The sequence below is a fragment of the Rhodoferax sp. GW821-FHT07G04 genome (genome assembly GCF_059418585.1).
In genome coordinates this window covers 212,068-231,251 of sequence record NZ_JBWKQD010000005.1, presented here as the reverse complement: position 1 = coordinate 231,251, position 19,184 = coordinate 212,068, and the positions used below count along the sequence as shown (strand labels likewise).

15 protein-coding genes are annotated in these 19,184 nt (G+C 62.7%); 6 read left to right on the top strand and 9 right to left on the bottom strand.

Going from position 1 to position 19,184, the window contains the following annotated elements; translation table 11 throughout:
• Positions 1–2: 2 nt before the first annotated feature.
• The 7 genes from AC07OO_RS22245 to AC07OO_RS22215 form a co-directional block, all read right to left on the bottom strand.
• Positions 3–1,625 (bottom strand): SpoVR family protein, encoded by a 1,623-nt coding sequence (locus AC07OO_RS22245; RefSeq protein WP_495084335.1) that lies wholly within the window; start codon positions 1,623–1,625, stop codon positions 3–5.
• The gene (locus AC07OO_RS22240; protein WP_495084334.1) at positions 1,622–2,890 is read right to left on the bottom strand and encodes a YeaH/YhbH family protein; all 1,269 of its coding nucleotides are present in this window, start codon (positions 2,888–2,890) and stop codon (positions 1,622–1,624) included. The genes AC07OO_RS22245 and AC07OO_RS22240 overlap by 4 nt, the downstream gene beginning before the upstream one ends.
• A gap of 52 nt (positions 2,891–2,942) precedes the next feature.
• Positions 2,943–4,865, bottom strand: coding sequence for a PrkA family serine protein kinase (locus tag AC07OO_RS22235; RefSeq protein WP_495084333.1), 1,923 nt, complete (start codon positions 4,863–4,865; stop codon positions 2,943–2,945).
• A gap of 335 nt (positions 4,866–5,200) precedes the next feature.
• A complete protein-coding gene (locus tag AC07OO_RS22230; RefSeq protein ID WP_495084332.1) occupies positions 5,201–7,825 on the bottom strand; it encodes a M1 family metallopeptidase in 2,625 nt (874 codons plus the stop codon).
• Between the two features lie 168 nt (positions 7,826–7,993).
• Positions 7,994–9,295: an NAD(P)/FAD-dependent oxidoreductase gene (locus AC07OO_RS22225; RefSeq protein ID WP_495084331.1), complete on the bottom strand. Its 1,302-nt coding sequence runs from the start codon at positions 9,293–9,295 to the stop codon at positions 7,994–7,996.
• 1 nt (position 9,296) lies between these two features.
• Entirely contained in the window at positions 9,297–10,205 is a 909-nt protein-coding gene (locus tag AC07OO_RS22220; RefSeq protein ID WP_495084330.1) for a dihydrodipicolinate synthase family protein, read from the bottom strand.
• 49 nt (positions 10,206–10,254) lie between these two features.
• Positions 10,255–11,190, bottom strand: a complete 936-nt coding sequence (locus tag AC07OO_RS22215) for a proline racemase family protein (RefSeq protein WP_495084329.1) — start codon at positions 11,188–11,190, stop codon at positions 10,255–10,257.
• An 80-nt stretch (positions 11,191–11,270) separates the two neighbouring features.
• Between AC07OO_RS22215 and AC07OO_RS22210 the strand changes: the two genes are divergently transcribed.
• The 3 genes from AC07OO_RS22210 (at position 11,271) to AC07OO_RS22200 (ending at position 14,290) form a co-directional block, all read left to right on the top strand.
• Positions 11,271–11,975, top strand: a complete 705-nt coding sequence (locus tag AC07OO_RS22210; protein ID WP_495084328.1) for a helix-turn-helix domain-containing protein — start codon at positions 11,271–11,273, stop codon at positions 11,973–11,975.
• 123 nt (positions 11,976–12,098) lie between these two features.
• Positions 12,099–12,884 carry a hypothetical protein gene (locus AC07OO_RS22205; RefSeq protein WP_495084327.1) on the top strand — a complete coding sequence of 262 codons (786 nt, stop codon included), beginning with the start codon at positions 12,099–12,101 and terminating at the stop codon, positions 12,882–12,884.
• 32 nt (positions 12,885–12,916) lie between these two features.
• Complete coding sequence (locus tag AC07OO_RS22200; RefSeq protein ID WP_495084326.1) at positions 12,917–14,290, top strand: DUF2314 domain-containing protein; 1,374 nt, start codon at positions 12,917–12,919, stop codon at positions 14,288–14,290.
• Positions 14,291–14,374: 84 nt separating this feature from the next.
• On the opposite strand, the gene AC07OO_RS22195 is transcribed toward AC07OO_RS22200, so the two are convergent.
• Entirely contained in the window at positions 14,375–14,575 is a 201-nt protein-coding gene (locus AC07OO_RS22195) for a hypothetical protein (protein WP_495084325.1), read from the bottom strand.
• Between the two features lie 135 nt (positions 14,576–14,710).
• On the opposite strand from AC07OO_RS22195, the gene AC07OO_RS22190 reads away from it, so the two are divergent.
• The 3 genes from AC07OO_RS22190 (at position 14,711) to rsmH (ending at position 18,130) form a co-directional block, all read left to right on the top strand.
• A complete protein-coding gene (locus AC07OO_RS22190; RefSeq protein WP_495084324.1) occupies positions 14,711–15,871 on the top strand; it encodes a tetratricopeptide repeat protein in 1,161 nt (386 codons plus the stop codon).
• Complete coding sequence (locus tag AC07OO_RS22185; RefSeq protein ID WP_495084323.1) at positions 15,868–17,004, top strand: HupE/UreJ family protein; 1,137 nt, start codon at positions 15,868–15,870, stop codon at positions 17,002–17,004. The genes AC07OO_RS22190 and AC07OO_RS22185 overlap by 4 nt, the downstream gene beginning before the upstream one ends.
• A gap of 73 nt (positions 17,005–17,077) precedes the next feature.
• Positions 17,078–18,130 (top strand): 16S rRNA (cytosine(1402)-N(4))-methyltransferase RsmH, encoded by a 1,053-nt coding sequence (gene rsmH / locus AC07OO_RS22180; RefSeq protein WP_495084322.1) that lies wholly within the window; start codon positions 17,078–17,080, stop codon positions 18,128–18,130.
• A 111-nt stretch (positions 18,131–18,241) separates the two neighbouring features.
• Here the strand turns inward: rsmH and nudC are convergent, their stop codons facing one another.
• Positions 18,242–19,078, bottom strand: coding sequence for an NAD(+) diphosphatase (nudC, locus tag AC07OO_RS22175; protein WP_495084321.1), 837 nt, complete (start codon positions 19,076–19,078; stop codon positions 18,242–18,244).
• Between the last annotated feature and the right edge of the window lie 106 nt (positions 19,079–19,184).

Sequence of the window (19,184 nt, the reverse complement as noted above, 5' to 3'; positions counted from 1 at the left end):
CCTTAAGCCGGGCTGGAGACACTCCACTCCTTGACCCGCTCGCCCGCACTGTTGACGCTCTCCAGCGTCACACCAAAACCCCACAGGCGGGCGGCGTGCTTCATGACCTCCAGCGTACTTTCACCCAAGGGCCGGTCCTGGTATTGGGTGTGGCGCAGGGTCAGCGTGCGGTCGCCGCGCAGGTCTACGTCCCAGACCTGGATGTTGGGTTCGCGCGTGCCCAGGTCGTACTGCAGCGACAAGGCCTGGCGTATGCGCTGGTAGCCCACGTCGTCGTGGATGGCAGACACCTCCAGGTCGTTGATCTTCTCGTCGTCGTGGATGGCAAACAGGTGCATGTCGCGTATCAGCTTGGGTGACAGGTATTGGCCAATGAAGCTCTCGTCCTTGAAATTGCGCATGGCGTGGTGCAGCGTAGGCAGCCAGGGCTTGCCGGCAATGTCGGGGAACCAGGTACGGTCTTCGTCGGTGGGGTTGTCGCAAATGCGCTTGATATCGGTGTACATCGCAAAGCCCAGCGCATAGGGGTTGATGCCGCTGTAGCCGCGGTGGTCCACCGGTGGCTGGAAGATGACATTGGTGTGCGAAGTCATCCACTCCAGCATGACGCCATCGCTCAGGTGGCCGTCGTCATACAGGGTGTTGAGCAGCTTGTGGTGCCAGAACGTGGCCCAGCCCTCGTTCATGACCTGGGTCTGGCGCTGCGGGTAGAAATACTGCGAGATCTTGCGCACGATGCGCACCACCTCGCGCTGCCAGGGCTTGAGCAGCGGTGCGTTTTTCTCGATGAAATAGAGCAGATTCTCCTGCGGCTCGGGCGGGAAGCGATCCACCTTCTGCGGCTGGTCGCCAGCGCCCTCTTTCACCGGCACGGTGCGCCACAGGGCATTGATTTGCTGCTGGGCGTGGGCTTCGCGTTCCTTGCGCTCGCGCATCTCTTGGGCCAGCGTGCGTTTGCTGGGCCGGCGGTAGCGGTCCACGCCAAAGCTGGCCAGCGCGTGGCAAGAGTCCAGCAGGTCCTCCATGTCTTGCATGCCATAGCGCTCTTCGCACTCTGTGACGTAGGCGCGGGCATAGACGAGGTAGTCGATGATGCTGGAGGCATCGGTCCACATGCGGAACAGGTAGTTGCCCTTGAAGAAGCTGTTATGCCCATAGGCGGCGTGGGCAATCACCAGGGCCTGCATGGCCGTGGTGTTTTCTTCCATCAGGTAGCTGATGCAAGGGTTGGAGTTGATGACGATCTCATAGGCCAGGCCCATATGGCCGCGGCGGTATTTCTTTTCCGTCGCAATGAACTCCTTGCCATAGCTCCAGTGCCGGTAGTTGATGGGCATGCCGACCGAGGCATAGGCATCCATCATCTGCTCGGCGGTAATGATCTCCAGTTGGTTGGGGTAAGTGTCCAGCCCGAAGCGTTCGGCCGTTTGTCGAATAACCTCGTGGTAACGCTCGATCAGGTCGAAGGTCCAGTCACTGGGGTCGGGCAGATGGGCGGCTGCACGCGGTGGCGCGGGCAACGGCGCTTGCAGAATGGTGTGCGGGCGCCGGTCGCCAGAGGTTGGCACGCGGCCCAGGTTCTCGGTCTTGCGCCGTTCTAGCACGGGGTGTAGTTCGGCGGTCACGCGCGCGTTCCTTCCTTTTTGAACAGGTCACGGAAGACCGGGTAGATCTGCGAGGCCTCGGTGGCCTTGCGCATCGCAAAGTTGCTGTGCATGGCTTGTAGGGCCACATACTCGCGCCACAGGTTCTGCTCTTCGTCAGCCACCTGTACATAGGCGAAGTAGCGGCACAGGGGCAGCAGCTTTTCGGTCAGCAACTCGGTGCAGCGTTCGCTGTCATCTGAAAAGTTGTCACCATCGCTGGCCTGTGCGCCATAGATGTTCCAGTCGCCATGGGGGTAACGCTCGGCAATGATCTGGTGCATCAACACCAGCGCGCTGCTGACCACGGTGCCACCGCTCTCAGTGGCGTGGAAGAAGGTGTCTTCGTCTACTTCTTGTGCCTGCGTGTGGTGGCGTATGAAGACGATGTCGATCTTGTCGTAGTGCCGCGTCAAGAAGAGATAGAGCAAGGTGAAGAAGCGCTTGGACAAATCCTTGCGCTCCTGGTCCATGGAACCCGACACGTCCATCAGGCAGAACATCACGGCCTTGCTGGTGGGCACGGGCACGCGCACGCGGTTGCGAAAGCACAGGTCGATGGGATCCAGAAAAGGGATGTTCTGCAAGCGGCGTTTCAGTTCCAGAATATCGCGCTCCAGTTCCAGAATTTCTCTCTCTCGGCCCGCGGGGAAGCGTTTGAATTCGGCCAGAAGCGCTTCTTTTTCGTGCAACTCACGCCGCGCCGAAGTGCCCAGCGCAATGCGGCGGCCCAACGCGCCGCGCATGGAACGCACAATGTGCAGGTTGTTGGGTGTGCCGTCGTGCGAATAGCCGGCGCGGTGGCTCTTCCACTCGGGGCTGTCGCCAATCTGGGTACGCAGCAGGTGCGGCAGGGCCAGGTCTTCAAAGAAGATTTGCATGAACTCTTCTTTGCTCAGTGTGAAGGTGAAGTCATCCTCACCCTCCCCCGAATCGCTGGCCTGGCTACCGCCACCACCGCCGCCACCCTTGGGTCGTGCGATGCGGTCGCCACGCACATAGTCCTTGTTGCCGGGGTGCACGGTGTCGCGTATGCCGCCTTGGCCGTGGTGGAAGACCGGCTCGCTGATGTCCTTCTTGGGAATGGTGATGTTCTCGGCCTGCTCCATGTCCCGTATGCCGCGGCCTGACACGGCGCGCCGCACCGCGTCGCTGATCTGCTCCTTGTAGCGGCGCAGAAAGCGTTCGCGGTTGCCTATGGACTTGTTCTTGCCCGACAGGCGGCGGTCAATGATCTGAAGGGACATTGCGATGATCCTCCGTCATTGCTGCTGGGTGGTGGCGGTGATTGCCGCCGAATCAGGAACTCTTGCGTACGCGCAGGTACCACTCGCACAACAGACGCACCTGCTTGGCCGTGTAGCCCTTGGCCACCATGCGGGTCACAAAGTCTTCGTGCTTCTTGGCCTCGTCCACACTGGCCTTGGCGTTAAAGCTGATGACGGGCAACAGCTCTTCGGTGTTGGAGAACATCTTCTTCTCGATGACCAGGCGCAGCTTCTCGTAGCTGGTCCAACTGGGGTTCTTGCCCTGGTTGTTGGCACGCGCCCGCAGCACGAAGTTGACGATCTCGTTGCGGAAGTCTTTGGGGTTGGCAATGCCGGCGGGCTTTTCTATCTTCTCCAACTCAGCATTCAGTGCAGAGCGGTCGAAGGACTCGCCGGTGTCGGTGTCGCGGTACTCGTTGTCCTGTATCCAGTAGTCGGCATAGGTCACATAGCGGTCAAAGATGTTCTGGCCATATTCGCTATAGCTTTCCAGATACGCGGTCTGGATTTCCTTGCCGATGAATTCGGCATAGCGCGGTGCCAGGTGCTCCTTGATGAAGCCGGTGTACTTGGTTTCCAGATCGGCAGGGAACTGCTCGCGCTCGATCTGCTGCTCCAGCACATACATCAGGTGCACGGGGTTGGCCGCCACCTCAGAGCTGTCGAAGTTGAAGACCTTGGACAGGATCTTGAATGCAAACCGCGTAGACACACCGTTCATGCCCTCGTCCACACCGGCGTAGTCGCGGTACTCCTGGTAGCTCTTGGCGCGCGGGTCGGTGTCTTTCAGGCTCTCTCCGTCATAGACCTGCATCTTGCTGTACAGACTGGAGTTCTCGGGCTCCTTCAGGCGCGTCAGTATCGAGAACTGCGCCATCATCTTGAAGGTGCCGGGTGCGCACTTGGCATCTCCCAGCGAAGAGTCGCGCACCAGCTTTTCGTAAATCTTGATTTCTTCGCGCACGCTGAGGCAGTACGGCACCTTGACGATGTAGATGCGGTCCAGGAAGGCCTCGTTGTTTTTGTTGTTACGAAATGTCTTCCACTCGCTCTCGTTGCTGTGTGCCAACACAATGCCGTCAAACGGTATGGCGCCAAAACCTTCCGTGCCTTTGAAGTTGCCTTCTTGGGTAGCGGTCAGCAGCGGGTGCAGCACCTTTATAGGCGCCTTGAACATTTCCACAAACTCCAGCATCCCCTGGTTGGCCAGGCACAGGCCACCCGAGTAGCTGTAGGCATCGGGGTCGTCCTGCGCATAGCTCTCGAGCTTGCGGATATCGACCTTGCCGACGAGTGAGCTGATGTCCTGGTTGTTTTCGTCACCCGGCTCAGTCTTGGCCAGGCCGATCTGCTTCAGGATGCTGGGGTAGCGTTTGACCACCTTGAATTGGCGGATATCGCCGCCAAACTCGTCTAGGCGCTTGACGGCCCAGGGCGACAGAATGCGCTGCAGGTAGCGCCGCGGAATGCCGAAGTTCTCTTGCAGAATAGGCCCGTCTTCAATGGGATCGAACAGAGCCAAAGGCGTTTCGTTGACGGGCGAGCCCTTGATGGCATAAAACGGAACCTGCTGCATCAGGTATTTGAGCCGTTCGGCGATGGAACTCTTGCCCCCGCCCACTGGCCCCAGCAGGTACAGAATCTGCTTGCGCTCTTCCAGCCCCTGCGCGGCGTGCCGGAAATAGCTGACGACCTGTTCAATGGCGTCTTCCATGCCATAGAACTCGGCAAATGCGGGGTAGCGCTTGATGACCTTGTTGGCAAACAGGCGCGATAGCCGAGGGTCGTTGCGTGTATCCACCAACTCCGGCTCGCCGATGGCGGTGAGCATGCGCTCGGAGGCTGTGGCATAGGCCAGCGGATTGCGTTTGCACTCCGCCAGGTATTCGTCAATCGAGAGTTCTTCCTCGCGGCTACGCGCATAGCGGGCGACGAAGTTGCCAATTGCATCCATAGGGCCTCCTGTTTCAGTCAGCCCAAACTGGAAGGAGCATGGGCTTGAACGTTAGGTACAGACAACAAGCTATTAGTTCACATCTTCGATAGTTTCATTTGAGCACTACCACGCAAAAAACACCAGCAAATTTGATGCCTAAGCACCGTGCATTTATCCGCACTGCAACAACCGTGGGGGTAGGCGCTTGCCCTGCAAGTAGCCGAGCCCCGCACCTTCATCTCAACGCGCGAAGGGCTGCACCCGGCTACTACTGTAGAGCCAAACCCAAAGCCGCGCTGCCCTTACGCGAACCAGGGTTGTGTTAGCAGCGGCGTTGCACCGCTGCCAAAGTTTCACATGGCGTTTTGAAACTGGTTCAAATAGGCTTGCAAACTGGCATGTTGTGCGTCGCGGTAGTGCGCGCAGATGCGCATTGACTCCAAAGACTGCGCCAAGGTCTTGGTCATGCCGGTGTAGGTCTTGGTCAGTGGCGTAAAGAAGGCCTCCACCTGGTCTGCCTCTTTGGCACTGCAGGCACCGTCAAACATTTGCGGGAAGCGGGCCGCAGCATCTTTGGACAACTTGGCGGTGATGGCCTCGAAGCGGCTGGTCACGAAGCTCAGCATACCTTCGCGCAGCGCCTCGGTGCGGCCGCGCACACGGGCGGCGGCCATCAGCTCGCGGATGTCATGCTGGGGAGACAGCCACAGGTCGCGCGCGGCCTGGGCCAGTTCGGGCGCGCGGAAAGCGGCCAACGCGGCGTAGATGTCGGCACGCTCCCTGCGGTCGGGGTTGCCGACCACGGCCGCCACCAGGGCATCGAAGTAGGCGCGGTCACCATGGTAGGCCGCAGCACGCAAGACCAGCGCACGGTTGGTGGGCGGCAAACTGGTCTTGTCTTTGAGCCACTGCTGCGCCAGCGTGTTGGCCTGCACGGTCAGCTCACGGTCGGCACTCAAGGCAACATAGCGCGACACCCATTTAGCCCGCATCGCACGGTCATCAGCACTGTCTTGCACTTGGTCCAGCAAGCCCAATTGGCGGGCCCGTTTGCCAAAGGCGGATTGCCACAGCTGCGCATAGGCTTCACGCTGCGAGGGCTCCAGCACCAGTTCCACGCTGCTGATCACGCTCAATGCGGATTCCGCAACTTCATGCTGCGCATGACCGGCGTACTGCGCGGCGATGGCCAGCGATTCGGCAATCGCCAGGTCACCGGACTCGGCCAGGGCCTTCACGTCGTTCAGATTGGCCAACAATTCGGGCGTCGTCAAATCGCCCTTGGCCATCAGCTCGCTCATCTTGCCAGGGGCGTAGACGGCGCGGTAGTAACCCGATCCCTGCGCATTGGCCTGCACCCAGGCGGGGCAGCTGGTGTCGGCCAGCTTCAACTCGCCAACCTTGTCCTTCAGCAGCATCTGCGCCGTGCCAGCGGGGGTGCGCACCGTCACAGGCACCCACCACTGCGAGTCCTTGGGCGCCTTCACACCAGCGGGCAAGAAACGCGACTGGGTCAGCTCCAGCCGGGGCTGGCCATCGCACTTCAAGGCCACCGCCACGCGTGGGATGCCGGGCTGGTGGGTGAAGGTGCGGAATGCGGCCGTCAACTGCTTGTCGCCCTGCGCCATGGCGGCCACAAAGTCTTCACCGGTGGCATTGCGCCAAGCGTGCTTGGCCATGTAGCGGCGCACACCGGCTTGGAATTTGTCTTCCCCCATCCAGGTTTCAAACATGGCCAGAGTGGCTTGGCCCTTGCCGTACACAATGGCCGCGCTTTGACCACCCAAGGGGTCGCTCTGCGAGAAGGTCTTGGTGACGGGTTGGTAGATCTGCGAGGTCGACAACAGACGGTCGGTCTGCATGGCCCATGCGCGTGCGCTTTGGGTGGCGTTCTCGCCGTGCAACTCGGGGCCCATTTGCACGGTGATCTTCTCGGCCATCCACGAGGCAAAGGATTCGTTGAGCCAGAGGTCGTCCCACCAGGCCATGGTGACCAGGTCGCCGAACCACATATGGGCCAGTTCGTGGGCCTGGGTTTCGACAAACATGCGTTTGAAGTCCACCGTCTCTTCGCCCGGCTTGGACAGCATGCGCAGCGAGTTGAACGTGACCAGGCCCGGGTTCTCCATGGCGCCGAAGTTCAGCGTCAGTGGCAGCACCATGACGTCGAGCTTTTCATAGGGGTAGGCCATGCCGAAGTAGGCCTCCAGCTTGGCCAGGATGCGGGGCGTGACGCTGGCGGCAAACGTGGCCTCCTTGGCGCGACCGCGTGGCGTGATGAAGCGCACAGGCGTCTTGCCGGCCATGCCGCCGTCCAGGATGTCGAATGGGCCCACGCCAAAAGCCAGCAGGTAGCTGGGCAGGGGTTTGGTGGTCTGGAACTCGACGCGCTTCTGGCCGCCTTCCATCGGCACTTCGCGCGCCATGGGCGAGCTGGCCACCGCGGTCATGGCTTGCGGGATGGTCAGCGACAGCGTCCATGGCACTTTCCAGCCCGGCTCGTCAAAGGCGGGGAAGGCCTGGCGGGCGCTGATGGATTCGAACTGGGTGAAGGCATACCACTCGCCGCCCTCCTTCTGGCGGAACAGGCCTTGGCTGTCCTTGTCTTCAATATGGCCGGTGAAGGCGATGCGCAACTGGCCCTTGCCCTTGGGGAAGGCCTTGGCAAAGTTCAGGTCCAGCACCTCCGTCGTGCGCTGTTTGGCACTGGCGGTGTAGTTTTTGCCATTGACCGTCAACACGGCAGAGGCCACCGCAATGTCGACCGCATGCATGCGCACGAGCTTGCCGGGCTGTTTGACGTCGACCGCGATGGTGACCTCACCGCTGTGCTTGGGCTGGTTGGGGTCCACCTGCAGGGCCAGGCGGTAGGCCGTGGGTGCGATGGTGGTGGGCAGGCGCAGCGGTATCTCGTCGCCAGCGGCCCAGCTGGTCAGCGCATGTGCCGCCAGCAGTACAAATCCAAATACGCTCTTCATCCGCATATCTCCCTTCATGCAACCCGGGTCGGGTTGGTGCTTGTTACTATTTTTATAGCAACACGTTGAGTATTTACGAGGGCTTGTGGCCTTTTTTACTAACACATTGGCCGAAACAGCGCTGAAAACCCCATAACGGGTAGGTTGCTACCCACGGGTGGACGCCGCTCACGCAAAGCGAAAGCGGTCTACCGCATAGGGCTTCAGGTCAATGGGACTGGTGTTGGTCTGCATGAACTCCGCCATCACAGCGGCGGTCACACCGGCCAAGGTCAGCCCCAAGTGCTGGTGGCCAAACGCGAAGAATACATGCTTATGGCGGGGTGCGCTGCCCAGCACCGGCAAATGGTCGGGTAAAGACGGCCTGAAGCCCATCCAGGTGCGCATATCGGCAGTGTCCGCCCCCGGTAGCAGGGCCTGCAATTGGCGCTTGAGCAAGTCGAAGCGGCGCGGGTCGGGCGGCAGGCGCAGGCCGCCCAACTCCACGGTGCCGGTCATGCGCAAGCCCGTGGACATGGAGGTCATGATGACCTTGCGCTCGCACGATGCCACAGGCCGCTGCAGCGTCTGCGGCCCCGCCTGTGCGCCGCCGGCCATACCCCTGATGGCGATGTGGTAACCCCGCTCAGTATCCAGCGGCACGCGGTAGCCCATACTGGCGGCCAGCGGCTTGGACCAGGCCCCGGCGCACACCAGCACCTGGTCGGCGTGCAGCGTGCGTCCATCCTCCAACACCACGGATGCACCCGCTTCTGAGCCGCCCTCCAGCCGCAGCGCCCTGCCGTGGCGGATCTGGCCACCGCTGCGCAGCAAGGCCTCGCGCAGCCCCAGGCACACGGCCCAGGGGTCGTCCACATGGCCGCTACCCAGGTATTGCACCCCACCCTGCACCCCGGTATTGAGCCCCGGCACCTGGGCCCGTACTTCGGCCACCGATAGCGGCACCGACTCCACACCGTAGGCCATCAAACGCTGCGCGTGGGCCTGCGCCGTCTGCCCAGCGGCCTGGGTCTCAAACACCTCCAGGTGACCATTGCGGTGCAGCAGATGGCCCACGCCAGCGTCGGCCAGCAGATCTGTCATATCGGCCAGCGCGCTGTGTTGCAGGGCCACCAATGCGGCCACGCCGCGCACATAGGCATGGTCGCGCGCGGCCCACGCAAAGCGGGCCAGCCAGGGCATCAGCGGCAACAGGTAACAGGCGCGCAGGCGCAGCGGGCTTTCGGCGTCCACCAGGTAGCGCCATGCGTCGCGCAGCACCGCCTTGCTGGCCAGCGGGAACAGCTGCTCGGTGGCAATATGGCCGGCGTTGCCGTAGCTAGCCGCGGATTCGGGGGCACCGGGCGCGTCGGCGTGCAGCAGCAATACGTCTTGCCCGGCCAGCGCCAGGCGAAAGGCGCAGGCCGAGCCTATGACCCCGCCGCCGATGACGATGACCTGGGCATCGCGCGTGCGCGTGGCAACGGACATATCAGACTGCGGGCAGCGTGGGCTTGGTGATCAGGGCCTGCTTGATGACGGCATTGGCCTGGGCCAGCTCTTCGCCCTCCAGCACCAGGCGCGGTGCGCGCACGGCCTGGCTGCCCATCTCCACATGGGACTGCACCAGCTTGATCAGTTGCACGAACTTGGGCACCACGTCCATGCGCAGCAGCGGCAGGAACCAGTGGTACAGCGGCTCGGCCTCGGCCCAGCGGCCGGCGCGCGCCAGCTTGAACAGTGCGATCGATTCCTTGGGAAAGGCGTTGACCAACCCCGCCACCCAGCCAGTGGCTCCTGCGGCAATGCCTTCGACGATCAGATCGTCCACGCCCACCAGGATATGCAGGCGCGTGCCCAGCGCGGCCTTGATGGCCGCAATGCGGCGCACATCGGCGCTGGACTCCTTGACCGCCTCCAGATTGGGGTGGGCGGCGGCCAGCTCTTGCATCTGCGTGGCGCTGAAGTCGGTGCGGTAGGCGATGGGGTTGTTGTACAGCATGCAGGGCAATGCTGTGGCGGCAATGACGGCGCTCACGTGGGCCTTCATCTCGCGCCAGTCGGTGGAGTACACATAGGGCGGCAGCACCATCAGGCCACTGCAACGCTCCTCTGCCGCCATCTGTGCAAAGCGCACTGCATCGCCCGTGGCCAGGGCCGCCACGCCCGGCACCACGGCGCCGCGGCCGGCCACGGCATTGACCACGGTGCGCAGGATGGCACGCTTTTCGTCAAAGCTCAACGTAGCGGTTTCGCCCAATGAGCCCAAGGGCACGATGCCGGTGCTGCCGGCTTGCATCATCAGGTCCACATGGTGGGCCAGGAAGGCATGGTCGACCTCGCCATTGGGCAGGAAAGGGGTGGTGATGGCGGGCAAAACGCCTTGCCAGAATGTGTTCATGGTTGTGTCTCCTAGGGTTGTTGTAAAGAAATCGTGGAAGCGCTGGCAGCTATTCAAGGCCCCAGCAGAAGGGGTCGCGGCGGTCCAGCAGCAAGGTGGTCTCTGCGACGACGTGGGCTTGGCCGCGGATGCTGGGCAGCAGTTGCTCGCCCACCAGGCGGTAGCGGCCTTCAAACACGCTGCCCACCACACTCTCTTGCAGCCAGCGGTCGCCCTCAGCCAGCTTGCCGTCGGCCGCCAGGCAGGCGATCTTGGCGCTGGTGCCGGTGCCGCAGGGTGAGCGGTCGTAGGCGCCACCCGGGCACAGCACGAAATTGCGGCCGCTGTTGCCGTGGGTCAGGGCCGGGCCCATCAGTTCGATGTGGTCAATCTCGGCACCACCGCTGCCGGTGATGCGGTGCTTGCGTAGCGCGCGGCGCACGGCCAGCGCAAAGGCGGTCAGGTCTTGCACGCCACCAAGGGTCAGCGGCAGTTCGCGCGCATCGGTCAGGAAGAACCAGTTGCCGCCCCAGGCCACGTCGCCCACCACCTGACCGTAGCCGGGCACATCCAGCACCACGCCGGCCAAATGCCGGTGGGCCGGCACGTTGTCCACCTCCACCCAACCCTTGCCGTGCAAATGGGCTTGCACCGTGCCCACCGGCGTGTCGATAGCATAGGTTCCCGGTGTAACGCGGCCCATATGCTGCAACGTGGCCAGCAGACCAATCGTGCCGTGGCCGCACATACCCAGGTAGCCCACGTTGTTGAAGAAGATGACCGAGGCCAAGGAGCCTGCGTTGACGGCGGGCAATAGCAGCGCGCCCACCACCACGTCATTGCCGCGCGGCTCGCAGACCGTGGCTTTTCGGTAGGCGTCGTGCTCGCTGCGCAGCCGCTCCACGGCCTCGGGCAGCGGCAGCCCTGCCAGTTCGGGAAAGCCGGATACCACGACCCGGGTGGGTTCACCCCCGGTGTGGGAATCGATGCAGATGATTTTTTCCATGCCCAGATTGTTGCCAGCCGGACCGCGCCGGTCTAGATCAAAGTCCGGCACCGGCATGCAGAATTCGGCACAATGCGGCCATGGATATCCTCAGCGCCCACCACGCCCTGTTTGACCGCTTGCCCGATGTCGTCTACTTCAGCAAAGACGCCGAAGGCCGCTACACCCATGCCAACCAGACGCTGCTGCAGCGCCTGGGTCTGCCCGATTTGAAAGCGCTCAAGGGCAAGACAGCAGCGGAGGTGTTTCCGGCACAACTGGGCGAGCACTACTGGCAACAGGATCTGCAGGTCATCCGCAGTGGCGTCAGCATGGGCGACATGCTGGAGCGCCATCTGTTTCCCAACGGTGAATCCGGTTGGTGCCTGTCGGTCAAACACGCGATCCGCGAGGACGGCCAGGTACGCGGCATCGTCGGCATCTCGCGTGACCTCCGGGGCCCGTCCACGCAGAACCCGGTCTACCAGCGCCTGGCCAGCAGCCTGGCCTGGGCGCGCCAGCATTGCACCGACCCCATCACCGTGGCGGATTGGGCACAGCATGCCAAGCTGTCGGTAGCGCAACTGGAGCGCCATGTGCTGGCCCTGCTGCAGCTCACGCCCAGCCGCTGGTTGCTGTCTCTGCGGCTGGAGTTTGCGCTGGGCCAACTGGCCACGGACCGCACCGTGGCGCAGATTGGCCTGGACAGCGGCTTCACCGACCACAGCGCGTTCTCGCGTGCGTTTCGCCGCCATGTCGGCATTTCGCCCAGCGACTACCGTTTGCTGAAAGCCAACTCAGGCTAGCTGTCGCCCATTCGCCTGCGGATGTGAAGATGCACCGCATTTGGCTGCCATTTGCGGGCACTGTGCCCCAGGTCTTCTCGCTATGCTGCGAATGAAAAGAGCAATTGGGGAGAGGTACAGACCATGGCCATCCGATCCATCACCGACGGCAGCGCATCCGCCAACGGCCTAACCGGTAACAACAACAGCAGCAATTCGTCCAGCACGGCATCTGCGCGGGCCCTGTCCAGCGCCAACCCGGTGGTGCGCGCCATGGGCCAAGCCGTGGCACGCCTGCAGTCGCAGTTGGACACGACCAGTGCCCAACTGTCCTCCTTCGGCAAGCTGAAATCGTCGCTATCCGACGTACAACTTGCGGCCAAATCCCTGGGTGGGCTCACCACGGCCAGCAGCGCGGCAGATACCAAGACCGCATTGAGCCGCTTCATGGCTGGGTTGAACACCGCCATCACAACCGCCAAGACGACAGCAGCCGTGCCCGGCAGCTCGCCGACGGAGGTAGGTAGCGCCAACCGCACCAGCCGCGACCTGAGCCGCGCCATCACCGGCAACACAGCCATGCTGGACGCGCTGAAGAAGCTGGGCATCAAGCCTCAAACGGACGGCAGCTTCACCTGGGACAGTGCCAAGTTGGACGCAGCCCTGCAGACCGACCCCGCCACGGCACGCGCCACGCTGGCCAAGCTAGGCCACATCGTAGATACCGTGGCTAACCAGGAACTGGCCACCGACGCCAGCGTCAGCGGCTCCATGGCCAGCCTGAACCAGCGCGCCACCGCACTGAAAGCCCAGCAGACCTCCATGCTGGCCGTGGTGCAAAAACTCAATGCGGCCCAAAACAACAATCACAGCAACAGCGGCAACACCGGCTACGTAAACTATGGGATCTCGGCCTACCAATCGTCGTAGGCTTTTTTACTCCCTTGTTCGCGCCGCCGCCCATGCCCTTGCACGCCCGCATCGCTCTTGTCTTCGCCCTCCTCCTATTGCAGCCCTACCTGCCCTCGGTGGCCCACGCAGAGCCCGGCCGGGCGCTGACCGCAGCCGCCTGGCTGCGGCCAGTGACCGTCTACAGCTTTGCGCTGTACTTCGACAGCAAGCGCGGTGATGCGCCCGAAAAGCTGGCGCGCAAGCTGGCGGCCGATCCGCAATTTGGCTTTCAGATTGTCAACAAGCCCGATCTGATGGCCAAGGACAAGCGCACGCTGACACTGACCTCCATCATTGGCAATGTGGAAACGGCCTACAAGCCGCCGTCGCTGGAGTCGCTGAAATACTACGGCCGGGGCTTGAGCCAGGCGCAGGCCCAGGCGCTGCAGACCTCGCCCCAGGTGCTGACCATGGTGTTTGCCTACCCCACGCGTGACGCCCTGCCCAATTTGCTGAAGGCCAACACCTATGCCCTGCGCCTGGCCACCGAGATGCAGGCTCTGCTGTGGGACGAGGAAACCCGCGAGGTATTCACCCCCGATGCGTGGAAGCAGGCCCGTATTGCCACATGGGATGGCACGCTGCCCGACGCCAGCCGCCATATTACGATCCATGCCTACAACGACAAGGGCCGGGTGCGATCCATCACGCTGGGCATGAGCAAGTTTGCGCTGCCCGATCTGGTCATCAACGACACCGTCTGGACGCTGAACGAATCGCTGGGTAACACGCTGAGCGCAGTGGCGCAGCGGCTGGTAGAGGGCGACCGCCCCAACAACGCCGGCCTCTATGCACTGAACATCACCGCCATCCAGCACCCGGCCCTGCGCCAACGTATCAACAACACAGTAGTCGGCAAGACCAACAGAATTGGTCGCGTGCTGCTGATAGAGTCCAAGCTGGAGGACGGCGATGCGGACAACACGCTACTGGAGCTGCGCTTCAACCCCGACAGTGGCAGCGATGCCACCAGCCGCCAGACGGCCTTTATCACGGAGGTGTTTGGTGCCCAGCCGGACGACGTGGTGCGCGTCAAGCACGATGCGGCCTTGCGCGCGGCCAGCGAGCGGGCGCGCAGCAAGCTGCCCGTGCTGAAGGCCGCCTTCGTAGCGGGCCTGCGGCCCGGCGAGTCCATCTCTTTCAAAGCCCCCTTTGCCACCAGCGCTGGCGGCAAAGAGTGGATGTGGGTGGAAGTGACCCAGTGGTCCGGCAAGCAGATCAACGGCATGCTGCACAACCAGCCACGCGACGTGCCGTCGCTGAAGGCGGGGCAGATGGTCACCATCCAGCAAGACGAAATCTTTGACTACATACGCCGCACGCCGGACGGCAAGCAAGAAGGAAATGAGACGGGCGAGATATTGCGCAAGACTCCAAAAGGCTAGAGCAAACAGCATCCTCCCGCTGGGGCAACCGGCGTAAAAAAACGGGCTCAGGGCCCGTTTTTTTTAATGACGTGGTGCGAAGACTTATTTCTTCTTTTCTTCCATCATCTTCTTGCACTCTTCCTTCATCTTGTCGTCGGCTTTGGCTGCATCCATCTTCTTGCATGCCTCCATTTTTTCAGCTTTCTCTTTGTCAGACATGGCGCCACCATGGGCAGCGGCAAATGCCCCCACAGAAGCGGTAGCAAAGACTGCAGCAACTAAGGCGGAAAGTAACTTGCTCATAAATTGTCTCCTGGAGTTTAATGAAAGGGCTGGTTGGCGGTAAGGGCCAAAGAACAATGTACTTTAAATATGAATTTCCCACAATTGGGCGACTGCCCCCACCCACTGGGGCGCTGGGGGGCGCTGCTTCTGCTTGTGAGCGCTTTGCTTGGCACCGCCGTGCAGGCCGCACCCCATACTCCGACAAACGACAACGAAGTCATAGAACGCCTGCCCTTCAGGCCGGGCGATACCGTGGCCCGCGAGCTATCGGCATTGCGCGCCACTGTAGCCAAGGCCCCCACGAACCCCGAACTCGCCCTGGCACTGGCACAGCGCTACTTCGACCTGGCCGCTGCCCGTGGCGACCCGCGCTATGTGGGCTATGCCGATGCCCTGGTGGGCCAGTTTGCAAACCATATGTCCGCCCCGCTGCTGGTGATGCGGGGCATGGTGCGCCAGTACCGCCACGACTTTACCGATGCGCTCAGTGACTTCGCGGCCGCGCTGAAGCAAGACCCCGATCTGGCCGGTGCCCACGCCTGGCGCGGCGCCATCTACCTGGTGCAAGCCAACTATGCCGCGGCCGCCCAGGAGTGCGAGGCCCTGCAGCGCCTGCAGCGCCCGGTGCTGCGCGGCGGCTGTGCCGGCCTGACACAGGCCTACACCGGCCAATTGGCCACCGCCTACAAGACACTGCAACAGGCCCTGGCCCTGACCCACGACGACGACCAACGCCTGTGGCTGAACACGCGGCTGGCAGAGGTGGCTGCCTGGCAGGGCCAGCCAGCCATGGCCGAGCAGCACTTCCGCCGCGCCCTGGACCTTGGTATAGACGACGGCTACTTGCTGGCGGCCTGGAGCGACTTTCTGCTGGACCAGGGCCATGCCGACCAGTTAGTGCAACAACTGGCCAAATGGGATGCGGTCGACGGCCTATTGCTGCGCCTGACCGAGGCCGAAACCCTGCTCAAACTGCCGGCCGCCAAGGGCCATGTGCTGACGCTGGGCGACCGCTTTGCGGCCGCCAGGCTGCGCGGTGACACCACCCACCAGGCCGAGGAAGCGCGCTTCTACCTGCATCTGCGCCATGATGCCAAAGAGGCCTTGCGCCTGGCCACGGAAAACTTCCTAGTGCAAAAGGAGCCACGGGATGCCCGCATCGTGCTCGAATCGGCACTGGCCAGCCGCGACCCCACCGCGGCGCGCCCGGTGCTGGACTGGTTGCACAGCAGCGGATTTGAAGGCCAGCCCCTGCGCGCACTCGCCCAACAGGTGCAGGCCTTGCCAGGCGCCGCCGCCGGAGGTGCCAAATGATGCAGCGCTATCTGCTGCTCTTGCCCCTGCTGCTGTGCATGCACCTGAGCGCGTGGGCCCACAAAGCCAGTGACAGCTACCTGGTCGTCACCGCCCAGGGCACTGCCATCACCGCGCAGTGGGACATTGCCGTGCGGGACATCGATTTCGCCCTTGGACTGGACAACGATGGCAATGGTGACATCACCTGGGGTGAGTTGCGCACGCGCCAAGCCGACATTGCGGCCTGGGCGCTGAGCCGCCTGGAGATCAAACGCGGCGGCCTGTGCCCGTTGCAACTGGACGCCCTGCAGGTCGATGAACACACCGATGGTGCCTACGCCGTGCTGAAACTCAACGCCACCTGCCCCGAAAGCACCGGCGCCTTGGGTCTGCGCTACAGGCTGCTGTTTGACTTGGACAGCCTGCACCGCGGCTTGCTGCGCGCGTCCGTAGACGGCACCACACACACCACCGTGCTATCGCCCACCAGCGGCGAAATGCAGTTTGGTGCTGAGGCCGTGTCGCGCCTGCAGCAGTTCAAGCAATATCTGGTGGAGGGCATCTGGCATATCTGGATTGGGTTCGACCACATCCTGTTTCTGCTGTCCCTGCTATTGCCGGCCGTTCTGGTGCTCGACGGAAAAACCTGGCGCGGCGCCGAGCGGTTTGGCCAAGCGTGGAAAGAAGTGCTTTGGGTGGTGACGTCGTTCACGGTGGCCCACTCCATCACGCTGTCGCTGGCTGCGCTGGGCCTGGTGTCCCTGCCCTCGCGCCTGGTGGAATCCGCCATAGCGCTGTCCGTGGTGCTGGCCGCCGCCAACAATGTATGGCCCATGGTGGCGCACAAGCGCTGGGTGGTGGCGTTCTGCTTCGGCCTGATCCACGGCTTTGGCTTCGCCAGTGTGCTGGCCGAACTGGGTCTGCCAGCGGACGCCTTGGCGCTGTCGCTGTTGGGCTTCAACCTGGGCGTGGAGACCGGCCAATTGGCCATCGTGGCCGGCTTCTTGCCAGCGGCTTTTTTGCTGCGCCACACGGTGTTTTATCGCCGGGGCGTGTTTATTGGGGGCTCGCTGCTGACCATGCTGGTGGCCGGGTTGTGGTTGGTAGAGCGGGTATTTGACCTTCGACTGATCACCACCGCCGGAACCTAAGGGGAGCACGGCCCCTCGGAGGGTGGTGAGCGACCGTGGAAGCCACATTGGCCGCATAAGCCACAATGGGGGCATGACCGATGACGCCACCCCCCACCAACGACGGGTGCGCTATGCGGGCACCCACCCCAAACGCTTCGAAGAAAAATACAAAGAGCTGGACCCCACCCGTAACGCCGACGCGATTCAGAAGGTGCTGGATCGGGGCCAAACGCCAGCGGGCATGCACCGTTCGATCTGCGTCAATGAAATCCTGGACATTCTGAAACCCCAGCCCGGCGAGACAGGCCTGGATGCCACGCTGGGCTTTGGCGGCCACACGCAGGAGATCATGCCCATGCTGCTGCCCGGCGGCCGCCTGTTCAGTGTGGACGTGGACCCCATCGAACTGCCCCGCACCGAGGCCCGCTTGCGCAAGCTGGGCTTCACGCCCGCCGAGCTGGTCATACGCCGCATCAACTTCTCTGAGCTGGCCACGCTGTTGCCCGAAGCCGGTGGCGGCTTTGATGTGGTGCTGGCCGACCTGGGTGTGTCGTCCATGCAGATCGACAACCCGGCACGGGGCTTCAGCTTCAAGGCCGACGGCCCACTGGACCTGCGGCTGGACCCCAGCAGTGGCCAGTCGGCGTCCGAACTCTTGCAGTCCGTGACGCGCCAACGCCTGCGCGACCTGCTGATCGAAAACTCCGACGAGCCCTTTGCCATCCCGCTGGCCGCCGCCTTGCAAGGCCAATACCTGGAGACCACGACGCAGCTAGCCGACCTGGTGCGCCTGACGCTGGCAGTGGCCTTCAAGCGCAGCATGCCCGAGGAAGAACGCCTGGCCGAGACCAAGAAGGCGCTGCAACGCACCTTCCAGGCGCTGCGCATCGAGGTCAACGACGAGTTTGGCGTGCTGGACCGGTTCCTGGCGCTACTGCCAGCCTGCATGAACCCCGGCGGCCGGGTGGCGATCCTGAGCTTCCACTCGGGCGAAGACAGGCGGGTCAAGAAGGCGTTCCAGACCGGCGAACGCAGCGGTGTGTACGCCAGCGTGGCCAGCGACCCGATTCGCGCCTCGTTTGACGAACGCCGGGCCAACCCACGTTCCACCTCGGCCAAGTTGCGATGGGCGGTCATGGCTTGATCAGGCCACATTTGCTATATTTTCAATAGCTACATACTATTATTTGACGAGGGCTACAGCCTACTTTCACCTGCAGACAAGGGAGATTGGCTTCAATAAACCCTATTTGGGTTATTTGGAGGCTTTTCGGGTACCCGGCCAGTGGGCGGTCAGCAGGTGGTGGGATATGGACACATTGGGCGGGGCCTCGGGCTGCACGTCCTGCGGGCCGAACCAGCGGGCCTCGGCAATCTCGCTTGGGTCGGCCACAATCTCGCCACCAGCATATTCGGCGGTGAAGGCAATCATCAGCGAATGCGGGAAGGGCCAGGACTGGCTGCCGAAGTACTGCAGGTTCTTCACCTTCAGGCCCACCTCTTCCATGACTTCGCGGTGAATTGCCTCTTCAATGGACTCGCCAGCCTCCAGAAAGCCCGCCAGCGCGCTGAAGCGGCCGGTGGGCGACTGCACGTGGCGGGCCAGCAAAATCTCTTCGCCCTTCTTGATCAGCACCATCATGGCCGGTGAGATGCGGGGGTAGGCAATCATGCCGCAGGCCGGGCACTTGAAGGCCCGCTCTCCCGTGGCCAACTGCATAGGGCTGGCGCAGTGGCCGCAGAAGCGGTGCGTGCGGGCCCATTCGGCCAATTGCGCGGCGCGGCTGGCCAGGCCCAAGAGCGGCTCGTCCATGCTGCCAAACAGCGAGCGCAGCGGCATGAAGGCAAAGCCCGGTTGGGCCTCTGTGCTGGCATCCACCCAGGTGGTGCAGCAGTAGCGGTCTTGCCACAGGCCAATAGGGTGGAATTGCTCGGCCTGCAGGCCATGCAGCGGCAAACCCAGGCGCGCGTCGGGCAGCGTCAGGTCGTCTTCACGGACCAGCAGCCGGCCGTTCTGGAAGACAAACGCCAATGGATCGGGATGCGCTTGCGCGGTCATCAGCAAGACGAATTCAGCAGGTGTCTGGAGCATGGTTTTGAGAGTGAAAACGACGTTGGCTTGCAGTATCGCAGCTTATGACATCGCTGACTTCCTGCGTTGTAGCTTATGCAGTACCGCCAATGGCGAACAAAGGGTT